Origin of the sequence: Jeongeupia wiesaeckerbachi (assembly GCF_050916355.1) — a bacterium.
GTDB classification, from domain to species: Bacteria; Pseudomonadota; Gammaproteobacteria; order Burkholderiales; family Chitinibacteraceae; genus Jeongeupia; species Jeongeupia wiesaeckerbachi.
The window spans coordinates 3,127,185-3,145,387 of the sequence record NZ_CP136946.1; the positions used below are offsets into that span (position 1 = coordinate 3,127,185).

General features: G+C 60.7%; 19 protein-coding genes. All 19 read right to left on the reverse strand.

Annotation, left to right across the window (positions count from 1 at the left end):
* Positions 1-10: 10 nt before the first annotated feature.
* Entirely contained in the window at positions 11-805 is a 795-nt protein-coding gene (locus R0382_RS15165; RefSeq protein ID WP_432720655.1) for a TrmH family RNA methyltransferase, read from the reverse strand.
* Positions 802-2,112, reverse strand: coding sequence for an HDOD domain-containing protein (locus R0382_RS15170; protein ID WP_432720657.1), 1,311 nt, complete (start codon positions 2,110-2,112; stop codon positions 802-804). The genes R0382_RS15165 and R0382_RS15170 overlap by 4 nt, the downstream gene beginning before the upstream one ends.
* Entirely contained in the window at positions 2,109-2,858 is a 750-nt protein-coding gene (locus R0382_RS15175) for a class I SAM-dependent methyltransferase (RefSeq protein WP_432720658.1), read from the reverse strand. The genes R0382_RS15170 and R0382_RS15175 overlap by 4 nt, the downstream gene beginning before the upstream one ends.
* Positions 2,855-3,742 (reverse strand): flagellar motor protein MotB, encoded by an 888-nt coding sequence (gene motB, locus R0382_RS15180; protein WP_432720660.1) that lies wholly within the window; start codon positions 3,740-3,742, stop codon positions 2,855-2,857. The genes R0382_RS15175 and motB overlap by 4 nt, the downstream gene beginning before the upstream one ends.
* Positions 3,743-3,762: 20 nt before the next feature.
* Positions 3,763-4,623 carry a flagellar motor stator protein MotA gene (motA, locus tag R0382_RS15185; protein ID WP_432720661.1) on the reverse strand — a complete coding sequence of 287 codons (861 nt, stop codon included), beginning with the start codon at positions 4,621-4,623 and terminating at the stop codon, positions 3,763-3,765.
* Positions 4,624-4,731: 108 nt separating this feature from the next.
* Positions 4,732-5,313, reverse strand: a complete 582-nt coding sequence (gene rnhB / locus R0382_RS15190; protein WP_432720663.1) for a ribonuclease HII — start codon at positions 5,311-5,313, stop codon at positions 4,732-4,734.
* Positions 5,304-6,488, reverse strand: coding sequence for a lipid-A-disaccharide synthase (gene lpxB, locus R0382_RS15195; protein ID WP_432720664.1), 1,185 nt, complete (start codon positions 6,486-6,488; stop codon positions 5,304-5,306). The genes rnhB and lpxB overlap by 10 nt, the downstream gene beginning before the upstream one ends.
* An 18-nt stretch (positions 6,489-6,506) precedes the next feature.
* Positions 6,507-7,283, reverse strand: coding sequence for an acyl-ACP--UDP-N-acetylglucosamine O-acyltransferase (lpxA, locus tag R0382_RS15200; protein ID WP_432720665.1), 777 nt, complete (start codon positions 7,281-7,283; stop codon positions 6,507-6,509).
* Between the two features lie 20 nt (positions 7,284-7,303).
* Positions 7,304-7,753: a 3-hydroxyacyl-ACP dehydratase FabZ gene (gene fabZ, locus R0382_RS15205; RefSeq protein ID WP_432720666.1), complete on the reverse strand. Its 450-nt coding sequence runs from the start codon at positions 7,751-7,753 to the stop codon at positions 7,304-7,306.
* Entirely contained in the window at positions 7,750-8,796 is a 1,047-nt protein-coding gene (gene lpxD / locus R0382_RS15210; protein ID WP_432720667.1) for a UDP-3-O-(3-hydroxymyristoyl)glucosamine N-acyltransferase, read from the reverse strand. Before lpxD ends, fabZ begins: the two co-directional genes overlap by 4 nt.
* Entirely contained in the window at positions 8,796-9,284 is a 489-nt protein-coding gene (locus R0382_RS15215; protein WP_432720669.1) for an OmpH family outer membrane protein, read from the reverse strand. Before R0382_RS15215 ends, lpxD begins: the two co-directional genes overlap by 1 nt.
* Before the next feature lie 16 nt (positions 9,285-9,300).
* Positions 9,301-11,580, reverse strand: coding sequence for an outer membrane protein assembly factor BamA (gene bamA, locus R0382_RS15220; RefSeq protein WP_432720670.1), 2,280 nt, complete (start codon positions 11,578-11,580; stop codon positions 9,301-9,303).
* Between the two features lie 28 nt (positions 11,581-11,608).
* Positions 11,609-12,952 carry an RIP metalloprotease RseP gene (gene rseP, locus R0382_RS15225; RefSeq protein ID WP_432720671.1) on the reverse strand — a complete coding sequence of 448 codons (1,344 nt, stop codon included), beginning with the start codon at positions 12,950-12,952 and terminating at the stop codon, positions 11,609-11,611.
* A 2-nt stretch (positions 12,953-12,954) separates the two neighbouring features.
* Positions 12,955-14,157, reverse strand: coding sequence for a 1-deoxy-D-xylulose-5-phosphate reductoisomerase (ispC, locus tag R0382_RS15230; RefSeq protein ID WP_432720672.1), 1,203 nt, complete (start codon positions 14,155-14,157; stop codon positions 12,955-12,957).
* 18 nt (positions 14,158-14,175) lie between these two features.
* Positions 14,176-15,021 (reverse strand): phosphatidate cytidylyltransferase, encoded by an 846-nt coding sequence (locus R0382_RS15235; RefSeq protein ID WP_432720674.1) that lies wholly within the window; start codon positions 15,019-15,021, stop codon positions 14,176-14,178.
* Positions 15,015-15,779, reverse strand: coding sequence for a polyprenyl diphosphate synthase (gene uppS / locus R0382_RS15240; protein ID WP_432720675.1), 765 nt, complete (start codon positions 15,777-15,779; stop codon positions 15,015-15,017). Before uppS ends, R0382_RS15235 begins: the two co-directional genes overlap by 7 nt.
* Before the next feature lie 10 nt (positions 15,780-15,789).
* Positions 15,790-16,347 carry a ribosome recycling factor gene (gene frr, locus R0382_RS15245; protein ID WP_432720676.1) on the reverse strand — a complete coding sequence of 186 codons (558 nt, stop codon included), beginning with the start codon at positions 16,345-16,347 and terminating at the stop codon, positions 15,790-15,792.
* 95 nt (positions 16,348-16,442) lie between these two features.
* Entirely contained in the window at positions 16,443-17,162 is a 720-nt protein-coding gene (gene pyrH / locus R0382_RS15250) for a UMP kinase (protein ID WP_432720677.1), read from the reverse strand.
* A gap of 122 nt (positions 17,163-17,284) precedes the next feature.
* The gene (gene tsf / locus R0382_RS15255; RefSeq protein ID WP_432720678.1) at positions 17,285-18,163 is read right to left on the reverse strand and encodes a translation elongation factor Ts; all 879 of its coding nucleotides are present in this window, start codon (positions 18,161-18,163) and stop codon (positions 17,285-17,287) included.
* Between the last annotated feature and the right edge of the window lie 40 nt (positions 18,164-18,203).

An 18,203-nucleotide genomic window follows, 5' to 3' on the forward strand; every position in this document is an offset into this window, starting at 1 on the left:
AAAACAGCGATTATACCCGCGACACGCCGCCAAGCTGCCGGACGCGCTCGTACAGACAGATGGCAGCCGCAGCGCCGACGTTCAATGATTCGATCCCGGCCGCCATCGGAATGCGCAAGCGCCTACTCGCGCGGGCGGCAAGTTCGGGCGACACGCCCTGCCCCTCGGCGCCCAGCACCAGCGCGAGATCACCGCTCAGATCGGCCTGATACAGATCAACCGCGCCATCGAGCAAGGTGGCCGCCAGCGGCCCGGAAAAATCATCGAGCAGCTCACCCAGGGCCGCCCGCTCAATCAGCGGCAGCACGAAGTGCGCGCCCATCGCCGCACGCAATACCCGCGGCGACCAGACGTCCGCGCACCCCGGGGACAGCCAGACCTGATCCACGCCCGCGGCGGCGGCGGTGCGCAACAAGGTGCCGACGTTACCCGGATCCTGCACGCCATCAAGCAACAGCACGAAGCCATCGCGTCGCGGCACCGGCACCGCCGGCATCGCCGTCTGTGCCAGCACGCCGGTCTGACTCGGCAACTCGGTTAGCGTCGCGAAAAGCACATCGGCCATCGGATGCACCGGCACGCCCGCACGTGCCAGCAATCCGGCCACCTCCGGTCGCGCCATGCCCGCATCCGTGACAATCAAGCGCTGCAGTGGCCAGGCCGAAGACAGCGCGGCATCGATCAAATGCGGGCCATCGAGCAGCGTCATGCCGAGCTTGAGGCGATCGCGGCGCTGCGTGGCCAGCTTGTGCAGCTGTTTGTACAGTGGATTCTGGGGGGACAGGATTGGATCTTGCAGCATCATGAGGCCGTTCGGCTGGCCAGCGCACGACTCGTCAGCTGGCAGATTTGTTTGAAATATTGGTAGACCTGCGCATCGATTGGTATCGAAGGCGGTCGATCGGCGAACAGCAGGCCAACGGCTTTGTCACCGACGAACAGCGACATCGCACAAAAATCGTCCCCCCCGATGATCCCGGTGACACTTGGGGGCAGCTGCGGCATCAACTGGGGCCGACTTTCGCCACTGAGCCAGACCGCCTGCGGTTTTTTCAATAGTTGGGCGAACAAGTGCGATTCGTCCAGCGCCAGCGAAAAACCGCGAATTGGATCAGCCTCGGCCGCGCCGATACAGAAACGCGCCACCAAGCGCCCCTCTTGCGGAATCGCTAGCAACACGCGTCGCATACTCAGCCCTTCGCACAAAGCCTGCACCGACAGCCGCATGATCTGGTTGACCGGCAAGCCCTGCAAGCCGGCCAGATGCAGCGCCTGCATCCGCGTTGCCAGCACATCCTTGACCGGGATGGCTCTCGGCCAATCGCCGGGCAGCATCGGCAGCCAGCGCGCTGGCGGGGCAATCGTTGATGCCAACGGTGACCGGCCATGGGCCAGCAACGCCTCGCTCACCAGCTGCCACACCAGTGACTCGGGACGGTCCAGCGCGCCAGCAGCCAGTTGCAGCGATGCGCCGACCGCATCGATCCACCATCCGGACTCGAGGGCGGCAGCCAGCGACACCATCGCATATTGCAACTGCTGTCGATGCGATTGCGGCGGGTCCGATACGAGCAGCTGACGGAGTACTTCGGGGAACTGCCAGGCCGCCAGAATGGACTCGACCGGCAAGCGTTCATCGCCACCGAACAGCTGCGCCAGCAGCTCGGCCAAGCTACTGAGCAAGGCGGCGATCTGCAGCTCTTCCGGGCGCGCATCCATACGCTCGACGCCGGCGCGTCTTGCCATTCGTGCGGCCAGTTGTGCGCGTGAGACCAGTTCGAGGCAGCGCATCAGCCGCGGCGCATCGCCGGCCAGCATCACCTCGATCGAGGGTCCGCGCGCCTGGCGCTCCAGAAACGGCACGACGCCAAACAACATCACCGCCGCTTCGATCGACGTTACATCGACGCTCACACTGGTGCGCGGCCGGCGGCTGATTTCACGCAGCACGGTCGCCGTGAGCAACGGATCGTTCAGCACGATTTCGGCCACTTCGGCCGGCTTGACTCGCTCGGCCCGGCGCAGCTGCGCCGTCAGCCGATCGCGGGTCAGCTGTAGCGCAGGCAATGGCGCATCAAAGCAGCGCATCGCAGCAAGCAGTTCAGCACTCATGGCCGGGGCGGCTGTTGGAGGTGGGATTTGGGATGCCATACGAGCAGCTCGCTCTGCTTCCAGTCACCGACCGGATATTGCTTTTGGGGAGGAACGCCTTCGATGCCGAAACTGTTGCTGATCAAAACGGCACCGTCCGCCATTTCTGCACATGCCTTGCGCCACAGGGCAGACATTGGCGCTGGCGACAGATAGGCATAGACGACATCGTACGCCGACAAATCGATGGCGAACGCGTCGGCGCGCCGCCACACCACCGCATGGCGACGGAGCCGCAACCAGCCGATGCACCACGGCAGCCATGCCATTTCGACGCCGGCAAGCGTCAAGTCCGGACGTCGGCGGGCAAGCCACGCCAACACCGTTCCGGTGCCGGCACCAAGATCGAGGACATGCGCACCTTCAGGAATCAGCGGCTCGAGTTGCCGCAACGCCTGGCGATTCGACAGGAAGAGCGGCACCTGGTGCCGGAACGCACCCGCGCCGATCGCCCAGGTCAGCACGGCGGCCACGAGCCAGAGCCACGGTGGCATATCGCCAACCAGTGCCAGCATGCACATCGGCGGCATCGACGCATGCAACAGCACCATCCACCAGCGCCGAAAGCACACTGCCGCCAGCGCACCGGCCGTGAGTGAAGCAGCCCAGATCAGGATTGCCGTCGACAGAGGCAGCAATGACTGCACCGCCAGCGCAACACCAAAAGCAATGCACTGCAGCAATGCAGTGCGGACAACGGCGATCATGCGCCAGCTTGTTGCGGCGCGCTGGCCTCGTCGGCAGCCATGCCAGCCTGCTGTCGGATATCCCCTTCGGCATCCTTGTTCAGGACGACGATGCTGATCCGCCGGTTGACCGGATTCAGTCGATCGCCGGCATCCAGCGGGACTTCATCGGCAAAGCCGTTGACGCGCAGGATTTTTTGTTCGGAAAGCGTGCCGTGAATCAGCTCGCGCCGCGCGGCATTGGCGCGATCGGCAGACAGCTCCCAGTTGCTGAAACTGCGTTGGCCGCTGGCATATTGCTGCGCATCGGTATGGCCGGAAATCGACACCGAATTCGGCACATCATTCAAAAGCTGGGCGATCTCGTCGAGGATCTCGGCGGCATATGGCTCAAGGTCGCTCGAACCGGACTTGAACATCGGCCGATTCTGCTTGTCGACGATCTGGATGCGCAGCCCCTCGGCCACCATGTCGAGCCGAAGTTGGTCCTTGAATTGCGCCAGCTTGCTGTTCTTTTTGGCCTTGTCGTTCATCAGCGTTTCGAATTTCTTCTTCAACGCTGAAAGCCGGCTCTTGTCCTTTTGCTGCTCCTCAAGCGAAGGCGTGCCTTTTTTGAGCTGACCGGTTTTTTGTGACAAGTCCTTGCCGCCACCCTTGATCAGCGAATCGGCATCGCCCGCCCCTTCGCCACCACGACTCGCCACCTTGAGCGGATTGGAGAAATAGTCGGCAATGCCCTTGAGGTTGCCCTTGGACACCGAGCCCAGCAGCCACATCAGCAGGAAGAACGCCATCATCGCCGTCACGAAGTCGGCGTAGGCAATCTTCCAGGCGCCGCCGTGATGGCCATGGCCGCCCTTCTTGATCCGCTTGACGACGATAGGCCGTTGCGATTCGTCACTCATCGCTCATTCCCCGGGCGGATTTACTTGGCCTTGGCATTCTTGACGAAATCCTCGAGCTCCTTGAACGACGGCCGCTCGGTCGAACTCAGCGCCTTGCGGCCGAATTCGACGGCAACTTGCGGCGCGTAGCCGTTCAGGCTAGCGAGCAGCGTGACTTTGATTGTATTGAATGCCTGACTGGACTCCTCGACCTTGCGCTCGAGAATTTGCGCCAAGGGACCAACGAAGCCGTAGGCCAGCAGAATACCGAGGAAGGTCCCCACCAGCGCGGCACCAATCAGACCGCCCAGTTCGGAGGGCGGAAGGTGCAACGAGCCCATCGTGTGCACGACGCCCATCACCGCGGCAACGATGCCGAAGGCGGGCAGGCCGTCGGCTAGCTTGGTGATTGCCGTAGCGGGAATCGCGGCCTCGTGATGATGGGTGTCGATTTCGACGTCCATCAGGTTTTCGATCTCAAAAGCATTGAGGTTGCCGCCCACCATCAGGCGCAGGTAGTCGGTAATGAACTCGACCAGATGATGGTCCTTGGCGATCCGTTCGTACTTCGAAAACACCGGGCTGCTGTGCGGCTCTTCGACGTCGGCCTCGATCGACATCAGACCTTCTTTGCGCACTTTGCTCAACAGCTCGAACATCAGTGCGAACAGGTCCATATAGAACGCCTTGTTGTAGGCGCTCCCCTTGAACAGGGTTGGCAGCGCTTTCAAGACCGCCTTGAGCGGCTTGCCGCCGTAGCCGACGATCATCGCACCCAGCGCGCCCCCCAAAATGATGACAATTTCGGTCGGCTGCCACAGCACCGCCAGATGGCCACCGTGCGCGGCGTAGGCGCCGAAAATGCAGGCGCACATGAAAATGTAGCCGATGACAACAAACATCGTCCTATCCCTGAGCTATTTTTTGTCGGTTCATTGTCGGCGATGCATTTGCCGCGCGGCAATGCCTATCGCGCACCACTGCGGCCATCACCCCGGTTTTTGCAACAGTCAGAACAAGGTCGCTTGCGCCAACAATGCCTTCACTGGCCCAAAGCTGCGGCGATGTTCTGGCGTCGGGCCCAGGCGCTGTAGCGCCTCGAGATGAGCTGCGGTCGGATATCCCTTGTGCTGCGCAAGGCCATAACCCGGATATCGGCCATCGAGTTCCACCGCTTCGCGGTCGCGCGCGACTTTGGCGAGAATCGACGCTGCAGCGATCTCTTGCACCTTGGCGTCGCCCTGCACGATGGCCTCCGCCGGAATCGCCAGGCGTGGCGGAACGCGGTTGCCGTCGATCAGTGCCGAAGTTGCCGCAACGGGCAAGGCTTCGATCGCGCGTCGCATCGCCAGAAACGTCGCCTGCAGAATATTGATTTCGTCGATTTCAGCAGCGCTAGCGCTGGCGATCGCCCATGCGATGGCGCGCTGCTGAATCAGCGGAAACAGTTGCTCGCGCTTCTTTTCGGAAAGCTTCTTCGAATCATTAAGTCCGACGATGCTATGATCGGCAGGCAGAATCACCGCTGCGGCATAGACCGAACCCGCCAGCGGCCCACGCCCCGCTTCGTCCACACCGCAGATCAGGCCCATGCGCGCGTCCCGAGCAAACGAATCACCGCATCGGCAGCACGTTCGGCCGCATTGCATCGCAAAGCTTCATGGTGCGCGGTAAAGCAGTCGGCCAGCTTGGCGGCCAGACGTTTATCGACCACCAGATTGGCGAGCGCCTGGCTGATGTTCTCGGCCGTTGCCTCGTGCTGGATCAACTCGGGCAGCACAAAGCGGCCTTCGAGCACGTTGGGCAGGCTGACATATGGCAGACGCAGCTTTTTCTTGACCATCCGGTAGGTGAAGTCGGTGATGCGATAGGTGACGACGGTCGGGCGCTTGGCCAGCATCGCCTCAAGCGCGGCGGTGCCTGATGCAACCAGGATCGCATCGGCGGCTTGCATCGCTTCGTGCGCATGGCCGAACAGCAAACGGAACGGCAGTGTCTGCGCGCCCTGGCGCCACATCTCGCTCTCGAAATACTGTCGCGTCTCACGGGTAATGAAGGGCACCAGGAAGGTCGAATCGGGAAAGCGTTCATACAGCCGCTTGGCCGTTTCGACAAACAGGGCGCCCAGCATTTCCAGTTCGTTCTGTCGGCTGCCCGGCAGCAAGGCAAAAACCGGCCCCTTGGCCTCAATGCCTAGCTGTTCACGCACGCCGACCTGATCCGGCTGCACCGGCATCAGGTCCGCCAGCGGATGCCCGACATAGGTCGCCGGAATCCGCGCTTCGCGATAGATTTCTTCCTCGAACGGGAACAGCAAAAGAATATGCGATACCGACGTACCGATTTTCTTCAGTCGCTCCGGGCGCCAAGCCCAGACCGACGGGCCGACATAGTGAACGGTCGGAATACCGGCGGCCTTGGCCGCTGCCTCCAGGCCGAGATTGAAGTCCGGTGCATCGATGCCGATCAGCAAATCCGGACGTTCAGCCAGAATCGCCTTCTTGAGCCGACGGCGGATGCCAATCAGCCGTGGCAAGTGCTTGATCACCTCGATATAGCCCCGCACGGCGAGGCTCTCCATCGGCACCATGCTGTAGGCGCCGGCGGCCATCATTTTCGGCCCGGCGATGCCGGCAAACTGAGTGTCGGGCAAGCGGGCTTTCAGCGCCAGCATCAATTGGGAGCCAAGCAAGTCGCCGGACGCCTCGCCCACCACAATGGCGATGCGGGGCCCGCGACTCCCGGCTGCAAAGAGTCGATCGTTCATCGGCTCGTCGTCTGAGGGTTAGCGAATGATGCCGCGTTGACTCGCGGCAAAAAAATCGACAAAGAACTGCAGCTCGGGGGCCGTCGCAGCGTCAGCTTCGATCTTGGCACGAGCCTCATCGAATGGCAGTCCTTGACGATACAACTGGCGATACGCCTGCTTGATCCGGGCAATGGCTTCGGCACTGAAGCCGCGGCGCTTGAGGCCCTCGCTATTGATGCCGCGCGCGATGGCCCGGTTGCCCTCGCAGATCACGAACGGCGGCAAGTCCTGAACGATGATCGAACCACCGCCGGCCATCGCGTGGGCGCCAATGCTGCAGAACTGGTGAATCGCGCTCAAACCGCCAAGGATCGCCCAGTCGGCAACATTGACGTGTCCACCCAGCGTGACGGCGTTGGCGAAAATCGTGTTGTCGCCGATTACGCAATCGTGGCCGATGTGCACATAGGCCATGAACCAGTTGTTGCTGCCGATCCGGGTGACACCCTTGTCCTGCACCGTACCGACGGACACGGTCATCGACTGGAAAAAGGTATTACCGTCACCGATATGCAACTCGGTCGGCTCACCTTGGTACTTCTTGTCCTGCGGCGCGCAACCAATATGGCTGTGCGGATGAAAGCGGTTGCCCTTGCCGATGTGCGTCACCCCTTCGATCTGCACGCCGGCGCCGACGACCGAGCCGGCGCCGATGCGAACATCGGGACCGATTACGGCAAACGGGCCGACCTCGACGTCGTCGGCCAGCTCGGCGCGCGCATCGACCAGTGCGGAAGGGTGAATTTTCGGCATGTTCATTCCGTAGTTAAAACTCAATGACCGATGACGCGATGCGCGCTCATCAGATCGGCCTCAGCGGCCAGCGCGTCGCCCACGAATGCCTTGGCGGCGTACTTCCAGATGCCACGCTTGTGCGCCACGATTTCAACGCGCAGCGTCAACTGGTCGCCCGGCAGCACCTGACGCTTGAAGCGGGCATTGTCGATGCCGGCAAACAGGTACAGCGAATCTTCCGGCACGGCTTCGACGCTCTTGAACGACAATACGCCGGCCGCTTGCGCCAGCGCTTCAAGAATCAGCACGCCCGGCATGACCGGGTATTGCGGGAAATGCCCTTGAAAGAACGGCTCGTTGACGGTGACGTTCTTGATCGCCTTGATCGACTTGCCCGGCTCGAGTTCAACCACCCGGTCCAGCAGCAAAAACGGGTAGCGGTGCGGCAGGCACTGCATGATCTCTCGTACATCCATCACTTGGCTCATTCTTCTTCTCCAGCGGCGGCCTTCAGGCTCGCCATGTTTTTTTCCAGCTGTCTGACACGTTGTGCCAACTCGCCGAGGTGTCGCAGCTGTGCTGCATTCTTGACCCAGTCAGCGTGGGGTTGCATCGGATACGGCCCGCCATACGCGCCGGGCTCGCGGATCGACTTGGCAACCAGCGTTCCGCCCAGCACGACGGCACCGTCGCAAATTTCCAGATGACCGCTGATCATCGCTGCACCGCCGATCTGGCAGCGCGCACCGATCTTGGTCGAGCCGGCAATACCAACGCAGCCAGCCAGCGCCGTGTGCGCTCCGATTTCGACATTGTGGGCAATCTGGATCAGGTTATCGATCCGCGCCCCCTGCCCGATCACCGTATCCTCGATCGCGCCTCGATCGATCGTCGTACATGCGCCGATCTCGACGTCATCCCCGATCAGAACGCGACCGATTTGCGGGATTTTTTCCCAATGGTCACCCGCCCAGGCATTGCCAAAGCCATCGCTACCCAGTACGGCACCGGGATGAACAACCACCCGATCACCAAGAACACACCCGGTCATCAAGGTCACGGTGGGATGCAGCAATACGTCCCGCCCAAGCTCGACGCGGGCGCCTACATAGCTATTGGCCATGACGACGCAGCCCGCGCTGATCACGGCGCCGGCATCGATAACAACGTTCGGACCGATTTCAGCGGCATCGCTGACCTGCGCGGTCGGATCGACACAAGCGCTAGGGTGAATGCCCGGCCTGGCCTGCCGCTGCGGATAAAGCAGCTGGGCGGCCTGTGCATAAAACAAATAAGGGTCTTTGGCGATAACGTGAGGCCGCTGCAAACCAGCCGCGTCGGCTGCGCGCACGGCGATCACGCCCGCCTGGCTGGTTTCAAGCAATGATTTGAAGCGCGGATTCGCCAAAAAAGACAGTGCATCCGAGCCTGCCGACTCCAGCGACGCAACGCGTGCAATCAGTACATCTTCGCCATGCCACGCTGCGCCGAAGCGAGTCGCCAGTTCGGAAATCCGGATCGGCGTCGCCATCACTTCTCCGACAGCAGTCGCAGCACCTTGTCGGTGATGTCGATGCGTGGGTTGCGCCAAGCCGCTTCCTGCAGGATCAGGTCGTACTTTTCGCCATTGGCAATCTGCTGAATCGCACCATTGACGCGTTCCTGTATGCCGGCAAGCTCTTCGTTGCGGCGTGCGTTGAGGTCTTCGTTGAGTTCACGTTGCATGCGCTGGAAATCCTGATTCAAACGAATCAGGTCGCGTTCCTTGGCCTTACGGTCCAAGTCCGAAATTCCGGGTCGATCCATTTGCGCCTGCAAGCTTTTGCCCTGCGCCGACAGCTTCTGCAATTCCTGGCGGCGATTGTCGAACTCTTTCTCGAGCTTCTTGCCGGCACGCTGTGCCGGCGCCGACTCGCGCAGGATGCGATCAGTATCGACAAAGCCGATCTTCATCTCGGCAGCCCAGGCCGACGCGCTCAACAGCGCTGCGGCGGCCAACAAGCATGCATGTCGCTTCATACGATTTCCTCGCAACTTAGAACACCTTGCCCAGCTGGAACTGGAAGCGCTCGAGCTCGTCGCTATCCTCGTACTTCAGCGGGAAGGCATAAACCAGCTTCAGCGGCCCAACCGGGGAGATCCAGGTGAACGCAGCACCGGCCGAGTACCGCAAGCCGTCGACGCTCACGTCAGTGTCTTCACCCCAGGCTGCGCCCGCGTCGGCGAAGATCGACAGCCGCATCGACTTGTCGTTCTTGACGCCCGGCATCGGGAACAGGAACTCGAGGTTGCTGACCAGCTTGCGCGTACCACCAATACCATCGCCATCTTCGTCCTTCGGACCAATCGTACCGAACTTGAAGCCGCGCACCGAGTTGACACCGCCGACGTAGAAGTTCTTGTAGAAGGGATAGCTGTTCTCGCCGTACGAGTCGCCGTAACCGGCTTCGATATTCCACATCAGCGTGTAATCGGTCGACAGCGGGATGAACAACTGGCTTTGGCCGAGAACCTTGAAATAATCGAGATCGGAGAACGGCAGCGACACCTCGCCAGTGACCCGCGTGTACCAGCCCTTGGTCGGGTAGGTGCCGCTGTCGCGGGTATCGCGCGACCACGACACCGTCACCGGGTAGTTGTTGTACTCGTTGCCGTTTTCGGTGACGAAGTCCTTCACGTAGCTCGGCGAGTCGTCGTTGGTGATCAGCTCGAGGTGTTCGTAGTTGAGGCCGAAGTTGATCCGGTTGGTTTCGGACACCGGGAAGCCCATCGACATACCCGCGCCGTACGACGACGTGGCGTAATCACCGATATCGAGATCAGATGCATCGGTCTCGCGCTGGTAGATATTCCACCCTAGCGATACGCCATCCGGCGTCGCATACGGGTTGCTCAGCGCCAGCGAGTACACCTTGTTCGACTGACTGGTGTTGACTTCAGCCGTGAACTGCTTGCCGCTACCGAGGAAGTTGCTCTGCGAGAGCGACAGGATGACGACAATCCCTTCGGACTGGCCATAACCGGCACCGATATTAAACGAACCCGTTTTCTGCTCGGTGACGTGAACATTCATATCTACCTGATCGGTCGCCTCGGGGACGATCGGGGTGTCAATGGTCACTTCATTGAAGTAGCCGAGCTGGTTCAGGCGCTGCTTGGAGCGTTTGACCTTGGCGGCGTCATATTGCGCCGATTCAAGCTGGCGCAGCTCGCGCCGAATCACTTCGTCGCGCGTCAGATTGTTGCCGCTGATATTGATCCGGCGCACGTAGACCTTGCGACCCGGATCGGCATACAGCGTAAATGCAACCGCATGCTTTTCCTTGTCGATTTCCGGCACGGCATTGACGTTGGCAAAGGCATAGCCTTCGTTGCCAAGCAGTTCGGAAATCGCAGCGGTCGTCTTGTTGAGCTTTTCACGCGAGAAGACTTCACCCGCTTTCAGTTCGATCAGCTTTTCCACTTCCTCGCGCGGGACGATGGTGTCGCCGACGAGCTTGACGTCGCTCACCGTAAACTGATCGCCCTCGGACACGTTGACCGTCAGGAACATGTCCTCACGGTTCTCGGAGATGGCGACCTGGGTCGAGTCGATGTTGAATTCGAGATAACCGCGGTCGAGATAGTACGAGCGGAGCTTCTCCAGATCGGCGCTGAGGGTCTGCTTGGAGTACTGATCGGACTTGGTGTACCACGACATCCAGTTCGGCGTGGTCAGCGCGAACAGGCTGCTGATCTCGCTATCGGAGAAGGCCTTGTTGCCAACGACGTTGATCTGGCTGATGCGGGCGACTTCGCCTTCGGAAATATCAAACTGCACGCCGACGCGATTGCGCTCGAGCTTGGTGATCGTGGTCTTGATGATGACCGAGTAGCGGCCACGCGAGTAGTACTGCTGCTTGAGTTCATTCACCCCGGCATCCAGCACGGCCTGGTCAAAAATCCGCCCTTCGGCGAAGTTCTGCCCTTTCAGCGCGGTCTTGATCTGGTCTTTTTCCAGCAGTTTGGAGCCGTTGATGTTGATTTGCGCGATCGTCGGCCGCTCTTCGACCGTAACGATCAGGACGCTGCCGTCCGACTCAACCCGAACGTCGTTGAAAAAGCCGGTCGCAAACAGCGATTTGATCGCCTCGGTCGCGCGGCTGTCGTCGAAGCGGTCGCCCACCTTGACGGGCAGATAGCTGAACACGGTACCGGGGTCGGTACGCTGCAGGCCCTCGACCCGGATGTCCTTGATCACAAACGGTGCAACGGCGTGCGCGGCAACGCTTGCCGAGCTCAGTGCAGCGGCAAGCAGCAGATGAAGCGGTTTCAATGTCATTGTCGGTCGGATGCTGGCTCGATCAGCCCAGGAAAAGTCGGTGGATGTCGTTGAACAGCGCGAGCGCCATCAAGGCGAGCAACAGGGTAAGTCCTACCCGTTGCCCAATTGCCTCGACCTGCGGCGATACGGGCCGGCCGGTCAAAAGTTCGACCACATGATACAACAAATGGCCGCCATCCAGCAGCGGCACGGGCAGTAGGTTCAGCACCGCCAGACTCAGGCTGATCAGTGCAAGGTATTCGATGAAGTTGCTCAAACCCAGTCGCGCGCTCTCGCCGGCATAGGTCGCAATGGTCAGCGGACCGCTCACCTGGTCGAGCGACGCCTTGCCGACAATCATCCGGCCGAACATGGCCAGCGTCAGCTTGGTTTGAATGGCGATTTTTTCAGATGCAGCCGTGAACGCCTGCAGCGGCGGGTATTGCAGCCTCACCTGATACCGCTGCCATAGTTGCTCGTCTACCGCCGGCTCCAGGCCAAGTCGGCCAATCTTGCGCCCCGACACCTCGATCGACGCAGGCGCCACAATTACCTGCCGCAGCTCCTCGCCGCGACGAACGCCCAAGGTCAACGACTGGGTGCCACGCTGCAAAGCGGCCTGCAGATCCGCCCACTGTGCAAGCGGCTTGCCATCCAGTGAAACAAGCCTGTCGCCTGCCTTCAGGCCCACACTCGCTGCGGCGCCACCAGGCTCGACCCGCGCAATGGTCGTGGTCAACGGGTAAGGCGTAAAACCGAGCCGGACCAATAGGCGCGGCTCATACACCGCCCGCCCAAGCTCACTCAGCGGCAGCGACCGAACTACCGTCTGCGCATCGGCATTGCGCACGCCAACCTGAACCGGTGTCGCGTCGCCCGCAGCATCCAGCAGACTGACGAATGCCTCGTCCCAGCTCGCCACCGGGCGAGCATTGATCGACAAGATCTCATCACCGGGACGAAACCCTGCACGATCGGCAATCGAGGCCGGAGTAACCTGCCCCGCAATCGGCCTGATCGCATCAACCCCATACGCGTACAAACCCGCGTAAAGCAGCAGCGCCAACACCAGATTGGCAAGCGGCCCGGCCACAACGATCAGTATTTTTTTAAACGGATGCTGGCGATTGAACGCCTGAGAGACCTCGTGCGGCGACACCGGTGCTTCACGCTCATCCAGCATGCGGACAAAGCCCCCCAGCGGAATGGCCGCAAGCTGCCAGCTTTCATCGCCACGCTGCCAGCGCAGCAGTGGCTTGCCGAAGCCGATGGAGAACGTCAGCACTTTGACGCCACAGCGTCTGGCCACCCAATAATGCCCCCACTCGTGCACGGTTACGAGCACGCCCAAGGTGACAACAAAGGCAAATATCGTCAGCAGCATATTCAGCGCAACCTGGCTAGCCAAGCTGTCGCGCGCTCACGCGCAAGCGCATCCGCATCCAGCAGCGCATCAATGCTCTCGGCTTGAACCTGCCCGTCGCACTCGGCCAGCACGGCCTCAATCAATGCGGGAATGCCGGTGTAACCCAATCTGCGATCAAGAAAAGCCTCAACGGCAACCTCGTTGGCGGCATTCAGCACCGCCGTTGCCGCGCCACCGGCGCGCAAAGCATCAAAGGCCAGTTTCAGACAGGGGAAGCGCGCAAAATCCGGCGCCTCGAAATCCAGACGCCCCACGCTGAACAAATCCAGCGAAGCCACACCGGACTCCACCCGCTCCGGATAAGCCATGCCATAGGCAATCGGCGTACGCATATCGGGCGCCCCCATCTGCGCCAACACCGAACCGTCGACATACTCGACCATCGAATGCACGATGCTCTGCGGATGAACCACCACGGCGATGTCATCAACACCGGCATTGAACAGCCAGCGCGCCTCGATGACTTCCAGCCCCTTGTTCATCATCGACGCCGAGTCGACCGAGATCTTCCTGCCCATCGACCAGTTCGGATGCCGCACCGCTTCGTCGGGAGTGACCTGGGGGAGCGTCTCGAGCGGACGAGTGCGGAAGGGGCCGCCCGAAGCGGTCAACAGGATGCGCTTGACGCCCGCGTCACGCAGGCTGCCCGCGTAAGGCGCCTCGCGGTAGGCGCGCGGCAGCACCTGAAAGATGGCGTTATGTTCGCTATCGATCGGCAACAGCGTCGCTCCGCAGCGCGTCACCTCATCCATGAAGAGCCGGCCAGCCAGTACGAGAGTCTCTTTGTTGGCGAGCAGCACCCGCTTGCCGGCACGCGCGGCCGCCAGCGTCGGCCGCATGCCCGCAGCACCGACGATGGCCGCCATCACACTCGTCACCGCCGGCGCACTGGCCACGGTTTCGAGCGCGGCTTCGCCGCACAGCACCTCGGTTTCACTCCCCGAGGCACGAAGCATAGCGTGCAGCTGCGAGGCCACCTGCTCGTCGAGCACCACGGCAAAGCGCGGCCGATGCGCAAGACACTGCGCGTGCAACTTGTCGACCTGGCTTGCACCGGTCAGTGCATAGACCTGATAGCGATCCGGATGTCGAGCAACGACATCCAGCGTGCTCACACCGATGCTGCCGGTCGAGCCGAGAACGGTCAGAATTTGTACAGCCATATTTCAGCCTCGCCGAGCCTACTGCCCTGGCACGAGATGGAACAACAGATAGGAGAGGTAGATCGCCGCAGCGACCGGCAGGATGGCAAGCAAGCTGTCGATTCGATCCAGTACGCCGCCATGCCCCGGCAGCAACTGGCTACTGTCCTTAAAGCCGATCTGGCGCTTGAACAGCGACTCCAGCAAGTCGCCAATGATGCTCAACGCCGTCAGTAGCAGCGCAATCAGCACCCAGATTAACGGCGAAATCGACTCACCGCCGATCAAAGGCGTTTTGGGAACCAGTAAGGCGTAAACCACCACACCAATCATGCCACCAATCGCCCCCTCCCAGCTCTTGCCCGGGCTGATGCTCGGCGCCAGCTTGTGACGTCCAAATGCCTTGCCGCTGAAGTAGGCGGCAGTATCTGCCACCCAGGCGATCGCCATCACCATCAACAAAAGCCAGCCACCCATGCTGCCCTCACGCAGCACAACCATCGCCAATCCGGCCGGCAGCAACACCGCCCATCCGAGCAAGGCATTGAGGTTGCCACCCTCCGCCAGGCGCCATTTGGCCCGGAGCCAGAAAGGCACAATGCCGGCCCAAAACACGCACCCTGCCAGCATCACCCCCAAAAGGGCAAAAGGCGAGCCCAAGGCGCGATCGCCAGACAGAGCCAGCACCAGAAAAAACGCCGGCGTCAATAGCGGATAGGCCCGAGCCAACGTACCCTGCATGCCCGCAAGCCGCTGCCACTCCCACGCCGCAAAACCGATGATGGCCGCCACCATGCCGACCCATGCCATCGGCGGCAATGCAAACAACCCAAGCAGGATTACCGGAATCAGGACCAGTGCCGTCAATACGCGTTGCTTCAGCATGACGACGCCGCCTGGACCTGCTCGCTGGTGCGACCAAAGCGGCGCTCTCGACCGCGATACCAGTCAACCGCAGCGGAAAATGCCGCCACGTCGAAATCCGGCCACAGCAGGTCGGTGAAGTACAGCTCGGTATACGCCAACTGCCACAGCAGGAAATTGCTGATGCGTTGCTCGCCGCCAGTGCGAATGAACAGATCCGGCTCCGGCGCGTAGGCCATCGACAGATAGGGCGTCAAATCGCCCTCATCAAACGAGGTAGCCTTGGACGGCTCGTCCGACAGCAGGCGATGCGTCGCCTGCAAGATGTCCCAGCGCGCACCGTAATCAGCGGCGATGGTCAAGGTCATGCCTGGACTGTCGGCCGTCTTCGCCTCGGCAGCCTCGATCCACTCGCGCAGTTCAGCGGAAAAACGGGTCCGATTGCCGATGATTTTCAGCCGGATGCCATTCTGATGCATCCGCTCGATTTCACCCTGCAACACCTTGAGGAACAAGCCCATCAGGAAAGACACTTCGTCATCCGGACGGCGCCAGTTCTCATTGCTGAAGGCAAACACCGTCAGATAACGGACGCCGAGCGAATCGCAGGCCTTTACGGTATCCCGCAGCGCATCGACACCTTTCTTGTGACCGAACACGCGCGGCATCAAGCGCTTCTTGGCCCAGCGACCGTTGCCGTCCATGATGATCGCCACGTGCTCGGGCACGCACGTATTTGCCTGCGGCACCGCAAGCGTAGAGCTGCAAAACTTGGTCACGAATCCGGCCTTATACCGTCATCAGCTCTTTTTCTTTCTCGGCAAAGGCCTTGTCGACCTCGACGATGTAGCGGTCCGTCAGCTTCTGGATGTCGTCCTGACCACGGCGCTCGTCATCCTCGGAAATGTCCTTGTCCTTGAGCAGTTTTTTCAGTTGGTCATTGGCATCGCGACGCAGATTGCGGATCGCCACGCGCGCGTCTTCGGACTCGCCCTTGACGACCTTGATCAGCTCCTTGCGGCGCTCTTCGGTCAGCATCGGCATCGGCACACGAATCACGTCACCCATCGACATCGGATTCAGGCCAAGGTCAGAGTCACGAATCGCTTTTTCGACCTTGGCAACCATCGGCTTTTCCCACGCCTGCACACCGATTGTCCGGGCATCAAGCAGCGTCACATTGGCAACCTGATTGATCGGCGTCGGGCTACCCCAGTAGTCGACCATGACGTGATCGAGCAGACCAGTGTGCGCACGACCGGTACGCACTTTGCTCAGACCGGTCTTGAGCGACTCGATCGATTTCTGCATCTTGGTTTCAGCGTTTTTCTTGATATCGGCGATCATTCTTTGTCCTCACAGCACAAACGAAACAGGCGGATCGAGTCCGCCTGCTGAAGCAATCTTGAATTCGGCACGGGCGGGCGAGCGCCGCGCGAAAATCAGCAGTGTACCAGCGTGCCCTCGTCTTCCCCAAGCACCACGCGCTTCAGCGCCCCGGCCTTGAAGATGCTAAAGACGCTGATATTCATTTTCTGGTCACGACAGAGCGCGAAGGCGGTTGCATCCATCACCTTGAGGTTGCGACCGATGGCTTCGTCAAAGGTAACCGTCTGATAGCGCACGGCATCCGGGTTTTTCTTCGGATCATCGGTATAGACGCCATCGACCTTGGTGGCCTTGAGGACGATGTCGGCGCCCATCTCCATGCCGCGCAGCGCAGCCGCAGTATCGGTCGTGAAGAACGGGTTGCCGGTGCCAGCACCAAAAATTACCACCTTGTTTTCTTCCAGGTAGCGAATGGCCTTGCCGCGAATATAGGGCTCGGCAACCTGCTGAATCGTCAACGCAGACTGCACGCGACTGACAATACCCGCATGACGCATCGCATCTTGCAGTGCCAGCGCATTCATTACCGTCGCCAACATGCCCATGTAGTCGGCAGTCGCACGATCCATGCCGGCCGCTGCAGGCGCAACGCCACGAAAGATATTGCCGCCACCGATCACCACAGCAACCTGCACGCCCAGATCCACCACGGCTTTGACCTCGCCGACGATGCGATCAATGGTCGCCCGGTTGATCCCGTAACTATCCTCGCCCATCAGGGCTTCGCCGGAGAGTTTCAATAGAATGCGCTTGTATTTGGGGGCTTGGCTCATGCGGGATTTCCTTGTGCGGGGCGCTTGACGACGCGGTACTTTGAATTCTGGGTGCCGCCGTTATACGGGCGGACAAACGCCGCGCGTTGCCGCGCGGCGTCGGGCACTTCTACAACAATAGCTTAAAGCTTAGCGGCGGCAGCAACTTCTGCGGCGTAGTCGACAACCTTCTTCTCGATGCCTTCACCAACGACCAGCAGCGCGAACGCATTGACCTTGGCCGAGTTGGCCTTGAGCAGTTGCTCGATGCTTTGCTTGTCGTCCTTGACGAAAGGCTGGCTCAGCAGCGTCACTTCCTTCAGGAACTTCTGCACGGTACCCTCTGCGATCTTCTCGATCATGGCTTCCGGCTTGCCCGCTTCCTTGGCGCGCTCAATTGCAACGCGGCGCTCGGTTTCGATCAGCGCGGCATCAACGCCCGAGGCATCCAGCGACTTCGGCTTGGCAGCGGCAATATGCATCGCCACATCCTTGCCCAGCGCCTCGTCACCACCCTCGAGATCAACCAGTACGCCGATCTTGCCGCCATGCAGATAGGTTGCAAGCTGACCTGCGGTTTCGTAGCGAACAAAACGACGCAGCGTCATGTTTTCGCCCAGCTTGGCAATAATGGCCTTGCGCAGGTCTTCAACCGAAGCGCCCGAATCGGTCGCGGTGGCGGCCAGTGCGTCCACGTCAGCCGGGTTGGCAACAGCAACAGCCTTGGCTACGGCCGAAGCGAACTCGATGAAGCCTGCATCCTTGCCAACAAAGTCGGTTTCACAGTTAACTTCAACAATCGCGCCAACCTTCTTGTCGTCCGAGATGAACGCGGCGATCACGCCTTCGGCAGCGGTACGGCCAGCCATCTTCGAGGCCTTGTTGCCCGACTTGATGCGCAGGACTTCTTCAGCCTTCTTGACGTCGCCATCAACCTCAACCAGGGCCTTCTTGCATTCCATCATGCCCAGGCCGGTCAGTTCGCGCAGTTCGGCGACCATCTTTGCAGTGATTGCTGCCATGTTGATTCTCCTGAATACGGTTCAGATACAGTATTGAATT